The 16367-nt window shown below is 45.0% G+C and carries 10 protein-coding genes; 9 read left to right on the top strand and 1 reads right to left on the bottom strand.

Features of this window, described 5'->3' with window-relative positions; all coding sequences use genetic code 11:
* Window positions 1-32: 32 nt before the first annotated feature.
* The 9 genes from ORJ01_RS03195 to adk all read left to right on the top strand — a co-directional run bounded on the left by ORJ01_RS03195 (window position 33) and on the right by adk (window position 15610).
* Window positions 33-3014 (top strand): TonB-dependent receptor domain-containing protein, encoded by a 2982-nt coding sequence (locus tag ORJ01_RS03195; protein WP_306176944.1) that lies wholly within the window; start codon window positions 33-35, stop codon window positions 3012-3014.
* A 503-nt stretch (window positions 3015-3517) separates the two neighbouring features.
* The gene (locus ORJ01_RS03190; protein ID WP_306176943.1) at window positions 3518-6502 is read left to right on the top strand and encodes a TonB-dependent siderophore receptor; all 2985 of its coding nucleotides are present in this window, start codon (window positions 3518-3520) and stop codon (window positions 6500-6502) included.
* A 346-nt stretch (window positions 6503-6848) separates the two neighbouring features.
* Window positions 6849-7397 (top strand): adenine phosphoribosyltransferase, encoded by a 549-nt coding sequence (gene apt, locus ORJ01_RS03185; RefSeq protein WP_306176942.1) that lies wholly within the window; start codon window positions 6849-6851, stop codon window positions 7395-7397.
* A gap of 42 nt (window positions 7398-7439) precedes the next feature.
* Window positions 7440-9593, top strand: coding sequence for a DNA polymerase III subunit gamma/tau (gene dnaX / locus ORJ01_RS03180; RefSeq protein ID WP_306176941.1), 2154 nt, complete (start codon window positions 7440-7442; stop codon window positions 9591-9593).
* Window positions 9594-9666: 73 nt separating this feature from the next.
* Window positions 9667-9993, top strand: coding sequence for a YbaB/EbfC family nucleoid-associated protein (locus ORJ01_RS03175; protein ID WP_226749759.1), 327 nt, complete (start codon window positions 9667-9669; stop codon window positions 9991-9993).
* Between the two features lie 2 nt (window positions 9994-9995).
* Entirely contained in the window at window positions 9996-10598 is a 603-nt protein-coding gene (gene recR, locus ORJ01_RS03170; protein ID WP_306176940.1) for a recombination mediator RecR, read from the top strand.
* 155 nt (window positions 10599-10753) lie between these two features.
* Entirely contained in the window at window positions 10754-12685 is a 1932-nt protein-coding gene (htpG, locus tag ORJ01_RS03165; RefSeq protein ID WP_306176939.1) for a molecular chaperone HtpG, read from the top strand.
* Between the two features lie 127 nt (window positions 12686-12812).
* Window positions 12813-14741, top strand: coding sequence for a methyl-accepting chemotaxis protein (locus tag ORJ01_RS03160; protein WP_306176938.1), 1929 nt, complete (start codon window positions 12813-12815; stop codon window positions 14739-14741).
* Window positions 14742-14965: 224 nt separating this feature from the next.
* Window positions 14966-15610 (top strand): adenylate kinase, encoded by a 645-nt coding sequence (gene adk, locus ORJ01_RS03155; protein WP_306176937.1) that lies wholly within the window; start codon window positions 14966-14968, stop codon window positions 15608-15610.
* Window positions 15611-15691: 81 nt separating this feature from the next.
* Here the strand turns inward: adk and tpx are convergent, their stop codons facing one another.
* Window positions 15692-16309 (bottom strand): thiol peroxidase, encoded by a 618-nt coding sequence (tpx, locus tag ORJ01_RS03150; protein ID WP_306176936.1) that lies wholly within the window; start codon window positions 16307-16309, stop codon window positions 15692-15694.
* Window positions 16310-16367: the final 58 nt, after the last annotated feature.

Raw genomic sequence — 16367 nt, 5'->3', positions numbered from 1 at the left:
AATCACACCCAATGTGATCCAGGGAGAACACCATGTTTACCACTAATAAAATTTCGGGCTCAGTGCGTCTTGCTTTGTTCTTGAGTGCGTCATCAGTTGCTATGTATTCTGGTGCTGCATTCGCTCAACAAGAAACACCAGCAGCAGAAGAAAAAGTTGAACGCATTTCTGTAACGGGTAGCCGTATCAGAAGTGCAAACGCAATGTCTACCAGCCCAATCAATACTATTGATGCTGTAGAAATTGAAAAACAACAACAACCTGAAATTGAACGCGTACTACGTGTATTACCTGGCGCAGTTCCAGGTGACAACAGTAACGTGAACAACGGTACAGGCGGCGCAGCCACTATCAGTTTACGTGGCTTAGGTTCAAACCGTAACCTTATTTTGGTTGATGGCAAGCGCGTTGTGCCATTCAACACTGCAGGTAGCGTAGATACCTCTACTATCCCTACTGCACTAATCGACCGTGTAGAAGTGGTTACTGGTGGTGCTTCAGCCGTTTACGGTTCTGATGCAATCTCTGGTGCAATCAACTTCATCATGAAAAAGAATTTTGAAGGTGTGCAGTTAGATGCAGGCCATTCAAGAACGGCTGAAGCCGATGCCTTTACAGACAACATTGCTTTAACCATCGGTGGCAACTTTGACGATGATAAAGGTAACGCCGTTGTTTCTTTCAGTTACTATGACCGTGACCCATTATTATTAGGTCAACGTACTTTAGGTAATTATGGTATTGCTACTGCGTCTGGCGGTAACTTATCTAACTTCCAACAAGGTATTGCACCTATTCCACCAACACAGCCATTATGCGGCCAAAACGCGCCAAACGTAGTAGCACCAGGTGGTGGTAGCGGTACAACAATCCCAACACGCGTAGGTATTGTTGGCGCCACTGGCACCAGCGGTCAATTCCGTGATGACGGTTCTCTAGTGATTGGCCCAACATGTTCTGCCTTTAACTTCAACCCGTATAACTATTATCAAACACCTTCTAAGCGTTTCAGCGGTACCGCTATTGCGCATTGGGACATCAATGATGATACAACTGTATACGGCTCATTCAACTTTACAAATACTAACGTATTACAACAAATCGCTCCATCAGGTATTTTCGGTAATACCTTTATGGTCCCGGTAGCCAACCCATTTTTCTCTGATCAAGCTCGTGGCGCTTTAGTTACTGCAGCGAATAATAGCATCAGCCAGTTAAACGGTCCTGGTTTAACGACATGGATTGATGGCAACCAAAACGGTGTAGTTGATAATGCTGACTCTTTGTTACTTTCTATCTTCCGTCGTACTGTAGAGCTTGGCCCCCGTTCAACTGAATTCAATACTGATCAGTTCCAGTTAGTCGGTGGTGTAAAAGGCTTTATTAATGACTCATGGGCATACGATGTGTCTTTACAACACGGTGAAACGAACCGTGTTAACTCTAATGCCGGTTATACTAACGTTGCCAACATTGCTAACGCCTTAAACGCTACAAGCACCACTACTTGTAACACTGGTGGCGCTGGTTGTGTGCCAATTAACCTGTTTGGTGGTTTTGGTACTATTACGCCAGAAATGGCGGCTTATGCTTCAGCAACGGCTTTCTCTACAACGGCTTATCAACAACGTGTTGTTTCTGCGGTAATTGATGGCCCAATTGATGCTGTGGTTTCTCCATTTGCTGATACACCTTTAGCCATGAGCTTTGGTTATGAGTATCGTGAAGAATCGGCATTCTTCAACCCAGATGAGTGTTTGAAACTTGCTCCAACTAGCTGTTTAGGTGGCGCAGGCGGTAACTCATTACCTGTTGGTGGTTCGTTCAAAGTGAATGAATTATACGGCGAAGGTAAATTAGCACTAGTTGAAGGCAAAGAACTGGTTGACCTGCTTGAGTTAGAGTTCGGTTACCGTCACTCTCACTTCGACACTGTTGGCGCAACAGGCAGCTGGAAACTAGGTTTAGCTTACCGTCCAACTGACGAGTTGTTAGTTCGTGTTATGAAGCAAAAAGCAACGCGTGCACCTAACGTAGGTGAGTTGTATGCGCCATTAACCACTAACTTAGATAACGCTGATTTAGACCCATGTTCATTATCTAACCCGAATATCAGTGCTACGTTACGTGCTCTGTGTATTTCAACAGGCCAAACTGCAGCACAAGTTGGTCAGGTTAATGATATCGTATCTGGTCAGATCAACATTCTGTCAGGTTCTAACCCTGATAGTTTACCAAACGAAGAAACCGCCAATACTACAACAGTAGGTTTTGTTTGGAGCCCAGAGTTTGACTCTATTAAACGTGCAATGTTCTCTGTTGATTACTATGACATCAACATTGATGGTTACATCGGTGAAAACACTGCTCAAGAAATCTTAGATGGTTGTTATGAGCTTGGTAATGCTGCACAGTGTGCGCAAATCACTCGTATCGGTGGTTCATTAAACATTCCTGGTGCAGGCGTTGAAGCCTATACCACCAACCTGTCTTATATCAAAACTCGCGGTGTTGAAGCGGCTTTCAACTTCGGTTTTGATTTAGGTGATATGGGTATGTTGGATTTCGCGGGTAACATCAACAAGTATCTTGAAGTGAAGAGCTTAAGCTCACCAGTATCGTCAGTGATTGATTGTAATGGTTTCTATGGTACTAACTGTAACCCACAGCACGAAATTAAAGCGACACAACGTACTACTTGGAACATGAATGACCTGTCAGTATCACTGTTATGGCGTTACTTAGGTTCAATCGAGCGTGAAACTGCGCAACAAGCTGCTACTTTTGAAGCCTTCCGTCAAATTGGTTCATTCAGCTACTTCGACTTAGCCACAAGCTATGTCGCTTCTGAAAACCTGACTATCCGTTTCGGTGTAGACAACTTGTTCGACCGTGACGCGCCAGTCGTTGGTGGTGAAGCTGCTAGTACTTCAGTGAACAACGGTAACACTTTCCCAGGTTACTATGACATGTTAGGCCGTACTTACCGTTTTGGTATTTCTCTGAAATATTAATATTGCGTAAGTTATTCGGTTAATAAAAACCTCTGACAATTGTCAGAGGTTTTTTTTTGCATCAATGAAAAAAGTATCATGTTTATTGAGCAAGTAACGGTAGTGGATACTTGTTAAGCTATCTGCAAGGTTGACTATGAGTTAACTGAAGAATGAATTTTATTTATTTCATAAACTTTCGCTAAATCTTTCTAATTAATTTAGAAGCCAAAAATGCTGTTAAGAGTGTCAAATGTAAATTTAATGATGCTAAAGTGTTTGTTTTTATTTGTTTTTTGTGGGGTGTATTGTTTTGTTAACACATAAAAAGAAATAGTGTCAAAAAGTTCAATTTTTGCGACTAATAACATGCTTTTAATCTTGACCTGAATTTTTTTGCTGCATATTATCGGGAAGTCTTGTACCGAGATTGTATTCGGGCGATTCTCAGCAGACACACATAAAGATGTGACTGACTACAAAAAACAACGAGATACTCTGAAGAGTCATCCAGGGAGTTAAATATGTTCACCAATAACAAGCTAAGCAAAGCAGTTCGGCTGGCAATGGTTTTCGGTGCTGCAACAACATTGGCATTTGCCGGTTCTGTTTCAGCGCAAGAGACTGAAGAAGACGAAACAGCAAAAAAAGATGAAAAAACTGAACGCATTCAGGTTGTCGGCTCGCGCATCCGCACTGATGGTTTAGACAGCGCTTCTCCTATTACTATTATCAGCACTGAGTTAGCAAAAGACCAAGGTTTAAGTACTTTAGGCGAATTATTACGTACTTCTACTGTTGCTGCTGGCTCAAGCCAATTAATATCAGCATTATCTGTTGGTTTCGTCACTGCCGGTGGTGCGGGTAACGAATCAATCTCTATGCGTGGTTTAGGTGCTAACCGCACATTAGTATTATTAAACGGCCGTCGTGCTGGCCCTGCGGGTACTCGCGGTCAAGTTGCTGCTTTCGATTTAAACTCAATTCCTTTATCTGCGGTAGAGCGTATTGAAGTATTAAAAGACGGTGCGTCTTCTTTATACGGTTCTGATGCAGTAGCCGGTGTTATCAACATCATCACCAAAAAAGGCGATGGTTCTAACGTTACTGTTAACCTTGACCAGCCATTTGAATCTGGCGGTGAAAATTATCGTTTAAATGCAACTTACGGCAAAACCTTTGACCGTGGTTCATTCCGCGTTGTAGCTGACTATAACTTGCAAACTGAGTTAGCGCGTGGCGATCGTGATTTCTTCGATTGTAACCAGCGTTTATTCTACAGCCAAGCTAACCCAGGTGAGCGTACTGATCCTATCGATCCACGTACCGGTGATTACCACTGTAGCGCTTCGCAATACGGTGTATGGATTTTCAACTATGCACCAGGTGCCTCAAACTTCCGTACTGGCGTAAAAGCACAATATGACTACGATGGTTTTTTCGCGGCGGCTAACCGTCCAACCTTTAACAGCTTAATTACTTCACCTGGCCCTAATAACATTTCTGTGCCAAACGGTTGGTACCCTGTTTCTTACGATAAAGAAACAGATGGCTGGGCTGATGCTGATCACCCATTCCAAAACGCGCAATCTATGATCCCAGAAAGCGAAGTGGCTTCAGTGTTCATGATGGGTGATTATGATTTAACTGATAATATTTCAGCTTATTCTGAGTTAATATACAGTCAGCGTAAGACTGAAGTGAACAGTTTCCGTCAATTCTGGACCGCGCAATTAGGTAACAGACGTTACATTCGTGGTGGTACAGTTGATGGATGGGGTGGTGATGCTGTAGGTTTCATGCCTGTTGCGATGACTGACCACTCTGGCGGTGAAACGACAATTGATTACAGCCGTTACGTATTAGGCTTAGAAGGCTCATTAGGTGATTGGTCTTGGGATGTGTCATTCCAAAACAGTTACAACAAAGGTACATATAACAACAAAGTTATCCTATTTGATGCGATGAATATGGCACAAGATGCTGTATACGGTGGCCCATGTGCCGGTGCAGTATCACCTGTTTCAGGTAAGGCCTGTACACCAGTAGATTGGTTAAGCCCAGATCACATCAATGGTAATCAATCTCAAGCCGTTAAAGACTTCTTATTTGATATTGATTATGGTGTAACGACTTATCGTCAATCAACTATCGACGGTTATATCACCGGTGATTTGTTTGAATTACCTGCCGGTATGATCAGTACTGCAGTCGGTGCATCATTTCAACAAGATGCGTTAAATGACGTACCAGGTGAAGCCACCTTAGCTGGCAACTTATGGGGTTCTACCGGTGCTGGTATTACCGCAGGTTCAGCTAATACTCGTGCAGTGTACAGTGAAGTGTTTGTGCCAGTTTTACGTGATATGTTCTTAGCGGAAAGTTTGGATATCACTGCTTCTGGTCGTTGGACTGATGTGTCAACCTACGGTTCTGATTCAACGTTTAAAGTATCGGCAAACTGGGTTGTCGGCAATGGCTTCCAGGTTCGTGCTTCTCGTGGTTCTTCATTCCGTGCTCCAGCACTGTTTGAGTTGTTCTTAGAAGGCCAAACGGGTTTCTTGAACCAAACAGGTAACGATCCATGTTTAAACTGGGCGGGTCGATTAGCTGAAGGTACTTTGGATCAGCGCGTTGCAGCTAACTGTGAAGCTGATGGTGTGCCTGCAACTTATGTTAATCCAGGTAGCTCTATGACCTCGATCACCGGTGGCGGTGCAGGTGTATTAGAAGCAGAAACTTCAATCTCTAAAGGTATCGGTATTGTTTGGAAGAGCCCGGAAGACAAATTTGGCTTCTCAGCAGATTACTACGATGTAGTGATCAGCAGCCAAGTGTCTAACATTGGTGGTGGTACTGTTTTAGGCTTATGCTACCGTTCAGAAAACTTCCCTAATGAACCGTTCTGTGACCAGTTTACGCGTCGTGATGGTTCTGCAGCAGGCGACTTTGGTATTGACACCGTACGTGGTGGTTATGTCAACGTAGCAGAACAAAAAGTTCGTGGTACTGACTTCTTGTTTACTTACCAAGATGATTTTGATTTTGGTTCATTACGTATTCGTTTAGATCACACGGTTCAGTTTGAGCGTTCATTCAAGCAGTTCCCTGACAGTACACCTTCGCAATATGTCGGTGATGTAGGTGATCCGAAGCACGTAGGTACGTTAAGCACCACGTTAAATCGTGACGGCTGGCGTTACACTTGGAACATGCGTTATGTTTCAGGCACAGACGATTATAAGTACTTCGCGAACGGTAACCAAACGACTTACCGTGGTCAGCCATCAACGTTTATTGCTGAAACACCTACTTACATCCTACACTCTGCTTCAGTACAAAGAGATATCTATGGTGTAGATGTGACCTTCGGTATTGCAAACTTGTTTGATAAAGCACCGCCACAAGGTTCTCCAGCTGGCGTACGGACAGCGGGTAACTCTGTCCTGTACTCTCAGTATGAGTTCATTGGCCGTCGTGCATTCTTGAACATGTCTTACGATTTCTAATTGGCGCTAGCGAATTAGTGATAGTTTGAATAAAGCCCCGTTTTACGGGGCTTTTCTTTTGTGATAATTCAAGCCTAATGCTTTTCAAATAGGCATAAATTCATTACCATAAGCACCAGTTTTGATTTGAATCAATTTTTGCGCGGTAGAAATAAATGGCTGACGAAAACTTTAAAGACTCTTTGAATGCAAAACAGATACTGATATTTGTAATTGTTTTTGTAAGTTTGCTGTGTTTAGTACCCATTTTACGCTGGGTACAGTTATTGGGTTAATGCAGTTTTGCATTTGCCAGATAGCCGCCACTCGGGCGGCTTTTTTATCGGTTTAATACAAGGGTAAAGCAATGGATTATCAAGCATTAGCAGCTGAATTAAAGCGTGTGATCAAAACGGTAGAGAACTACCCAAAACCTGGCATTACTTTTCGGGATGTCACCAGCTTAATGCAAGATGGCCCCAGTTTTAAAAAAGTGATTAATGCCTTTGCGGCGCATTATCAGCAGCAAGGTATAACTAAGATTATTGGTACAGAATCTCGCGGTTTTATTTTTGGGGCGCCTTTGGCTTATGCGTTGGGTATTTCGTTCGTGCCTGTGCGTAAACCAGGAAAATTACCTCGCGAACGTATCTCGCAGGCCTACACTTTAGAGTATGGTGAAGATGCGCTGGAATTACACGCTGACGCCATCGCTGCAGGTGATAAGGTATTATTGGTTGATGATTTGCTAGCCACTGGCGGTACTATCGATGCTACCGTGCAATTAGTGCGTCGTTTAGGCGGTCAAGTTGAAGATGCGGCCTTCGTTATCGCTTTACCTGAATTAGGGGGCGTGGCAAGACTTGAAGCCTTAGGCTTGAAACTTTGCAGTTTGGTTGAGTATCAAGGCGAATAAGTTTAGGCTAGGCACTGTGATGTTAGGTGCAGGAAAGCGGGCATGAGTTATCAGGTTTTAGCAAGAAAATGGCGGCCACGTCATTTTAATGAGTTGGTAGGGCAACAGCATGTAAAAACCGCGTTGGCGAATGCCCTGACCAGCAGTCGCTTACATCATGCTTATTTATTTACCGGCACCCGTGGTGTCGGTAAAACGACCATCGCCCGTATTTTTGCCAAAAGTTTAAATTGTGAAACGGGCATTACCGCAACGCCTTGTGGCCAGTGTAGTGCTTGCCAAGAAATTGATGCCGGCAACTTTGTTGATTTGCTCGAAATTGATGCGGCTTCTCGAACTAAGGTTGAAGACACCCGAGATCTACTGGATAACGTGCAATATGCACCCAGTCGTGGTCGTTTTAAAGTGTACCTGATTGATGAAGTGCATATGCTGTCGCGGCATAGTTTTAATGCTTTATTGAAAACCCTGGAAGAACCTCCGCCGCACGTCAAATTTTTGCTCGCAACGACTGATCCGCAAAAGTTACCCATCACGGTCCTCTCGCGTTGTTTACAGTTTAGTTTAAAAGCCCTGACGCCGGTGCAAATTGAGCAGCATTTAACCGAAGTGCTCGCTGCCGAGCAGATCCCGTTTGAAGCGGCTGCGCTCACCGCCTTAGCTAAAGCGGCCAAAGGCAGTTTACGCGATTCATTAAGTTTAACCGACCAAGCCATTGCGCTAAGTAATAGCAATCTTACAGTTGAAACCGTGCGTCAGATGTTGGGCTTATTAGATACCCGTTTTGCTGTAAGTTTACTGAGTGCGCTGTTAGCCGCAGATATGCCGCAGCTGCAGCAGGCGTTACAAGAACTGTTAAGTCAACAGTCCGATTATCAGCAGGTGTTAGATGATATGTTGTCGCTGTTGCATCTTACCGCGCTAACACAACTGCAGCCTGCTGCGGCAGACTTATCTGAACAAGCCGAAATGATCCGTTACTGGGCTGCGCATTTAGCGCCTGAGGCGGTACAGTTGTATTATCAATTGTTAATCAGTGGCAAGAAGGAGCTCCCTTTTGCTCCAGAGCCGGTGGTCGGGCTAGAAATGGCGTTATTACGCGCCATGGCCTTTGTACCCGCGAGCCGCACAGAGCCGCAAAGTTCGGCGCCAACTCAAGCGCTATCAACACCAGCCGCCTCGACACCTCAGGCACGCCCAGCCGTAATGGCTGCGCCAATTGCTCCACACGCTATGGCGCCCGTTACTGCGCCAAGTCAGGTAACCTCTGCGGCAGCTGAACCACACCAACCCAATGAGGCGGCGGCAATAGCCTCGGCGCCAACAGAAACGTTAATCGCCAGTGCTACAATGCCTAACACGGCCTTAGGCAATAACCCGATTACCACGCCTGATAAGCATAGCGCTACTCCAGTAGCATCGGCGATAGATGAGGGAACCGCGCGTATTATGGCTCGGCGTGGGGTGCAAGTGACGGCAGCACCGCCAGCGGTGGAGACAGTCGCAGGAAAAAAGCCTGAGCGCCCGATGGCGCTGCCTCAGTCTGAATTACCTCGACGTTTAAATACGCCGCCATCCGCCATGGCTGCTACAACAAAACCGCAACAAGCCACTGCGGTAGTACCCGAGCCTGCTGCAAAGTTAGATCCCCGTTCACACCAGCACGACGATGAAGATAGTGCCACTTCAGATGACACCGTTAGCTTTGCTGAGCAACAAGCGTTAACGGAAGCATGGTGGCAGCAGCAGCAATTTGATGTTTTACCCAGTAATGATACCGATGAGCTTGACGAGCAACGTTTTTCTATTCGTTTTGCCGCTCAGGTCGATGCCTGGTCGCGCTTAATCGAACAGCTATCGATTGGTGGGTTATTACGTTTATATTTATTACATAGTGCTATGCAGCAAAATGGCCTACAAGTGCAATTGCAGGTAGCCCAATCGCAGCAACATTTGGACAAGGGCGATTTTCGTGAAAAGCTGTATGCGGCAATTAGCCCGGTATTTCCTGCCAATTTTCAGTTAGAGATTCAATACTTAGCAGAGATTAATGCCAGTCCGTTAGCGATCCAGCAGCGTATAGAACATGAACGCAAAGACTATGTCAGCCGGTTGTTGCAACAAGATCCCAAGCTGCAAGCCATTCAACAGATATTTAGTGCAGAGCTGCAACTTGACACCTTGCAGGTGAATTAACCTTGTAATTTGTTGAGCGAGTATTTATCTTGTCGCCAACAATTTCCACATCCACAAAATAGAGAGATAGAGTATGTTTAAAGGTGGCATGGGCAATATCATGAAGCAGGCGCAAGCCATGCAAGAAAAAATGGCGAAAGTACAAGCTGAAATCGCCACAATGGAAGTCACGGGTGAATCAGGCGCGGGTTTGGTTAAAGTGACCATGACAGGCAATCACAATGTGCGTCGAGTGACTATCGATGACAGCCTGATGAGTGATGATAAAGAAATGCTAGAAGATTTGGTGGCTGCAGCATTAAATGATGCCGTGCGCCGGGTCGAAGAAAACAATAAAGAGCAGATGGCGAAAGTAACTGGTGGCATGCAATTACCGCCAGGTATGAAGATGCCGTTCTAATTATGGCGAAGTTAACGCCCCTGTTACAGCAACTGATTGAAGCCTTGCGCGTTTTACCTGGTGTTGGGCCAAAATCGGCCCAGCGCATGGCTTTTCAGTTACTTGAGCGTAATCGTAGCGGTGGCGCTCGGCTGGGCACGGCTTTAGTGGCCGCGATGGAAGGGATAGGGCAATGCCAGCAATGCCGTACCTTTTCTGAGCATAGCCTGTGCGCCATCTGCAGTGATGTGAAGCGACAACAAGCCGATGTGCTGTGTGTGGTAGGATCTGCTGCGGATCAACTTGCAATAGAGCATACTGGGCAGTTTCAAGGGCGTTATTTTGTATTAATGGGCTATCTGTCTCCCTTAGATGGCGTTGGCCCAGCAGAGTTAGGCCTCGATGCATTAGCGGCACAATTAGCTCAAGGTAAACTTTCTGAGTTAATCTTGGCAACCAATCCCACGGTTGAAGGTGAGGCGACAGCTTTTTATATTGCTGAGCTGTGCCAGAAATACGGTTGTAAGGTCACGCGTTTAGCGCAAGGACTGCCTTTTGGCGGTGAGTTAGAATATATCGACGGCACCACTTTGGCGCACGCCTTTAGTGGCCGTAAAAGCTTTTAATCCAGTGTAAAGAGTCTACTTAACCGTTAGCGTGGCTAAGTAGACTAAAAATCGACGCTTGAATTCCTATTGTTAACCCCCATATCCCTTGATGAAAAGGCAGGTACTTCGTACTTGTTGTCGCACTTATATTATTTTTGTTGAGGACTCACCAAATGACTGATACCACTGCCACCCAGTCTGGCCAGAAACAAACCCATGGCTTTCAGGCGGAAGTTAAGCAACTGCTGCAACTGATGATCCACTCGCTGTATTCAAACAAAGAAATCTTCTTACGCGAATTGGTGTCAAATGCCTCGGATGCGGCAGATAAACTGCGGTTTTTAGCCCTTTCAGACAGCAGCCTGTATGAAAATGACGGCGAGCTGCGCGTACAAATCAGTTTTGACGAGAAAGCACGTACCCTAACCATCAGCGATAACGGCATTGGTATGGATGAAGCTGAAGTGATTTCGCATCTGGGTACTATTGCGAAATCAGGTACTAAAGAGTTTTTCTCTAAACTGTCGGGTGATCAAAGCAAAGACTCGAAGTTAATTGGTCAATTTGGTGTAGGTTTCTATTCTGCTTTTATCGTTGCGGACAAAGTCACCGTGCGTACCCGTAAGGCCGGCTTGGCTGCAGACAGTGCCGTAGAGTGGGAATCATCAGGCGAAGGTGATTACAGCTTAGCGCCCATTGTTAAAAATGAACGTGGTACTGAAATTACCTTACACTTACGCGAAGGTGAAGACGAATTTTTAAGCCGTTGGAAAATTGAAAGCACGGTGACTAAGTACTCTGATCATATTTCTATTCCGGTAGAAATGTGGGAAGAAGGTACTGAGGCGCGTGAAGAAGACGGTGAAACTATCGCGGCAACGCCTGGCCACTGGAAAGCGGTTAACAAAGCCACTGCGTTATGGACACGTGATAAATCTGATATTTCAGATGAAGAGTATCAAGAGTTCTACAAGCATATTTCACACGATTGGAGTGAGCCATTAAGCTGGAGCCACAATAAAGTTGAAGGTAACTCGAATTACACCAGCTTGTTATATGTGCCGAAAAAAGCACCTTTTGATATGTGGAACCGTGAAGCTAAGCATGGTTTAAAACTCTATGTGCAGCGCGTGTTTATTATGGACGATGCTGAACAATTTATGCCGAGCTACCTGCGCTTTATTAAAGGTGTGTTAGATTCGAGCGATCTGCCGTTAAACGTGTCTCGTGAAATTCTGCAAGATAATAAAGTCAGCCAAAGCCTGCGCAAAGGCTGCAGCAGCCGTGCTTTGAAGATGTTAGAAAAGCTGGCTAAAGATCCCGAGCAATATCAAAGTTTTTGGAATGAGTTCGGCCAAGTGCTAAAAGAAGGTCCGGCTGAAGATCATAACAACAAAGAGCAAATCGCCGCCCTGTTACGTTTTGCCTCCACTCAAAATGAGGGCAGTGAGCAAAACGTGGCATTAGCCGATTATGTGGCTCGAATGAAAGAAGGCCAAGATGATATTTATTTCTTGGTTGCCGATAGTTTTGAGGCTGCGAAACACAGCCCACACCTGGAAGTGTTCCGCAAAAAGGGCATCGAGGTTTTATTACTCTCTGATCGAATTGACGAGTGGTTGGTGCAACACTTACCTGAATTTGATGGTAAGAAGCTGCGTTCAGTCGCTAAAGGCGGTTTAGATTTATCTAAGTTAGAGGATGAGGAAACCAAGCAGGCACAACAAAAAACTGAAGAAGCCTTCGCCACGGTAGCGGAGCGTTTTAAAGCAGCTTTAGGCGATCAAGTGAAAGACGTGAAAGTGAGTCATCGTTTAACGGATAGCCCAGCCTGTGTGGTAACGGATGAGTATGACATGAGCACGCAGATGATTAAATTGATGGAATCTGCTGGCCAAAAAGTACCTGAAGTGAAGCCTATTTTCGAGTTAAACCCAGAACATCAACTGGTTAAACATATTGCTGAAGAGCAAGATGAGCAGCAATTCAAGCAATGGGCAGAGGTATTATTAGATCAAGCTTTACTAGCCGAACGGGGGAGTTTGAAAAACCCAGCGGGCTTCGTGACTCGTTTAAACGGATTACTGTTAGCATTGGCAAAATAAGCATTGTTACTTACTTCTCTAAAATGACCGCCTCGGCGGTCATTTTTTTTAGCTTATTGTTATTGAGAAAGTTTGGGGTTTTACAGCTATACTTACAACCAGAAAATATAAAGCTTACAGGTGTAGTATGACAAAAACTTGGCGTAGTTTCGGCTTAGGTATACGTTTAACGGTTATTATTGTTAGTGTATTTTTGATTGGGATTGTCTCGTTAAGCAGTTTGGTCTTCGTTAAATATAAATCCTCACAAACCGCAGATGAAATAACAACATTAAGCAGTGCCGCTAGTTCGAACGCTGACGTTTTTACCGATTGGTTATTAGTGCGCCAAGATGAGATGCGCTTGTTGGCTACGTTGCCGAGTATCCAACAATTAGATTTAGCATTAGCCACGCAATTGATGCAACAACTGGCACAAAACTCAGGTGTATATGACACCATCTTTGTGGTTGGGTTAGACGGAATTGGTCAGGCGGGGGTCAGTTATAGTAATGGCCAAGCCAAGGTGTTATCGTCTGCTGAAAATGCCGCTTTTAACGTAGCTGATCGCGCTTGGTTTAAACAGGCGGTTAGCGGTCAGGATGTATTCTCACAGCCTGTGGTATCCCGTGCAACCGGTCAAACCGTCAGTACGGTTGCTATTCCTATCCGGCTAAATAATCAAATTGTGGCGGTTATGCGCGGTGCCGTTAAGCTAGAAGCCATTTTTAGTAAGGTCAATGAGCTCAAGCTTAACGAGCATACCGAAATATATTTGCTTGATACGGCCGGTATTGCTTTATCGCCGGCGGCATCAATTAACAATAAAGATCCACTACAAACGCAGGCCGCAGCGGCAGCTCGACAACAGCAAAGTGGCACTGGACTATATCAAAATGCGGCGGGAACGGCCGTGATTGGTAGCTATCAATACATTCCTATGCTTGGCTGGAGCCTTGTGGTAGAAAGCCGGCAACAAGAAGCCTTAGCCGAAGTGAACAATATGTTTTACACCTTGCTAATGGCTGCACTGTTCATCATGGTCATCGCGACCTATATTTGTATTTTTATTGTAAAAGGCGTAACTCGTATTTTAGGCGGCGAACCTGAGTATGCCGCAGCAATGGTACATCAGGTATCACAGTTCGATCTTACTGCGTCAATTCAACTAAGCCAAGGTGATAACAGCAGTTTATTAGCGTCTATCGCCACGATGCAGCAACGCTTGCGGCAAATGCTCGGTGAAGTAGGAAATTATTCTGATCAGGTAGCGGCAGCAGCTACAGAGTTAGCGCAAATTAATCAGCACACCACCGACGGAATGCAGCGACAAAGCACTGAAATTAGCAGTGCTGCGGTTGCCATGAATGAAATGACCAGTACTTTGCAAGACGTGTCACGGAACACCCAGCAAGCAGCCGAGGCGGCCACACAGGCTGAGCAGCAAAGTAAGCAGGGTCGAGTAGTCGTCAGTAACACCGTACTTGATTTATCCAACCTATCTAAAGAAGTCAGTTCGGCAGCGGCTATTATTCGTTTATTAAAACAGGATAGCGATCAGATAGGCAGTATTTTACAAGTTATCGAAAGTATCGCTGAGCAAACTAATTTGCTGGCGCTAAATGCGGCTATAGAAGCCGCCAGAGCCGGCGAAAGTGGTCGAGGTTTTGCGGTTGTGGCGGATGAAGTTCGAACACTGGCTAGCCGTACTAAAGACTCTACAACTGAAATCAAACAGATGATTGAAAAACTGCAACGCGGCACAGAAAAAGCCGTTAACGCGACGGTAAACAGTGAAAACAATGCACAAAAAACAGCTGAAAACGCGACTCGCGCCGAACAGGCTTTAATATCAATTAATGAGGCTATTGAGCTGATCAGCGCCACTACGCATCAAATAGCGACCGCAACGGAACAACAAACCGTGGTATCGCATGATATTAATCAAAACTTTCATTCGATTAGTGATGTGGCAGAGCAAACTAACCTGAACGTACAGCAATCTTCGCAGGCCAGTGATGCTTTATCCACGCTAGCCGAGCAGCTACAAGAATTAGTAAAGCGTTTCAGACTTTAGTCTGATAATGGCCAGAAAGCCGCTGAAAACCTTGTCACTTATTCTGCTTACTCAGTGATAACACCTTGTAACGGCGGCTTTGGCTAGACTATCGACTAAAGGCTAGGTATACCGCTGTTTCAGGTAGCACCAGTTGACAAATTTCTTGTTTCAAAGAGCGCATTATGCAAAGATCAAGCCTGACAAAAACTACAAATTGATCCCAAAAGACGAGGATGATCGCTATGCGCATAATTTTGTTAGGGGCCCCTGGCGCCGGAAAAGGAACTCAGGCACAGTTTTTAATGAGCAAATATGGTATTCCACAGATCTCAACTGGGGATATGTTACGTGCGGCGATTAAAGAGGGCTCAGAACTCGGCGTGGCTGCAAAGAAGATTATGGATGCTGGACAGCTGGTATCGGATGAATTAATTATCGGTTTAGTAAAAGAGCGTGTAGCAAAAGCAGACTGTGCCAATGGCTTCTTATTAGATGGCTTTCCACGTACTATTCCACAAGCTGATGCCATGAAAGATGCCGGCATTAGTGTGGATCACGTTATTGAATTTGATGTGCCAGACGATGTTATCGTCGAGCGCATGAGCGGTCGCCGTGTGCATCCCGCTTCAGGTCGTGTTTATCATTTAGTCTATAATCCACCCAAAGTGACCGGGCAAGATGATGAGACGGGTGAAGAGTTAGTGACCCGGGTGGATGATTTAGAAGAAACCGTGCGTAAACGTTTAGCGATTTACCATGAGCAAACTGAATTATTAGTGGGTTATTATCGTGAAACTGCGGCCCGGGGTGAAACGCAATATCACCATATTGACGGTACTCAGGCAGTCGATGCAGTGAGTCAGCAACTGGTAAAATTGCTAGATTAATCGCCTATCTTGCCCAATGACGCATAAAAAAAACCGGCTATGCCGGTTTTTTTTATTTTTAATCCCTTGGTTAGCGCAACGTTAAGACGCCGTAAGCTGCTGCAACGCCGCCAGTGCCGCTGCATAATCGGGCTCTTGGGCCAGTTCTGGCACTAATTGTTGATAAGCCACTATGCCTTTATTGTCGATTAAAATAATAGCGCGTGTTAACAAGCCCATATCTTTAATTAGCAAACCATAGTTACTACCAAAATCACGCCACACCGCATCGGATAGCACCGCCATCGCTTCTACTTGTTCTTGTTGGCAAAAACGTTTTTGGGCAAAAGGCAGATCAGCACTGATGGTTAGTAGCACGACGTTTTCCGGTAATTTAGCTACTTCTTCATTAAAACGCTTGGTTTGTAATGAGCAAACACCGGTATCAATACTGGGTACTACACTGATCATCAGTGTTTTACCTTTGAAATCATCTAGGGTGACTTTTTTAAAGTTGTTATCGACTACTTTAAAGTCAGGCGCTTTTTTACCCGTAATTAACGGCTTACCTAATAATATAACTTGTTGATCACCGGCTTTTACGGCGCTCACCCGCGCTGGGAGCTTTTCGGTGATGTCGATGGCTTGAATTGAAAAACTGCCAAAAGTAAGGCAAAGTGCTATTAGTAGATTATTTCTATTCACGGTTTTTAAAAACATTTTGCTGCTCCAATGGTTAATCAGCGTTATGATAAGACTAACTGCTGCAATGCGAGAA

The sequence above is a fragment of the Alishewanella sp. SMS8 genome, from assembly GCF_030737935.1.
Classification (GTDB): Bacteria; Pseudomonadota; Gammaproteobacteria; order Enterobacterales; family Alteromonadaceae; genus Alishewanella; species Alishewanella maricola.
The sequence above is the reverse complement of the archived record's forward strand: the minus strand, read 5'-3'. Positions and strand labels throughout refer to the sequence as shown.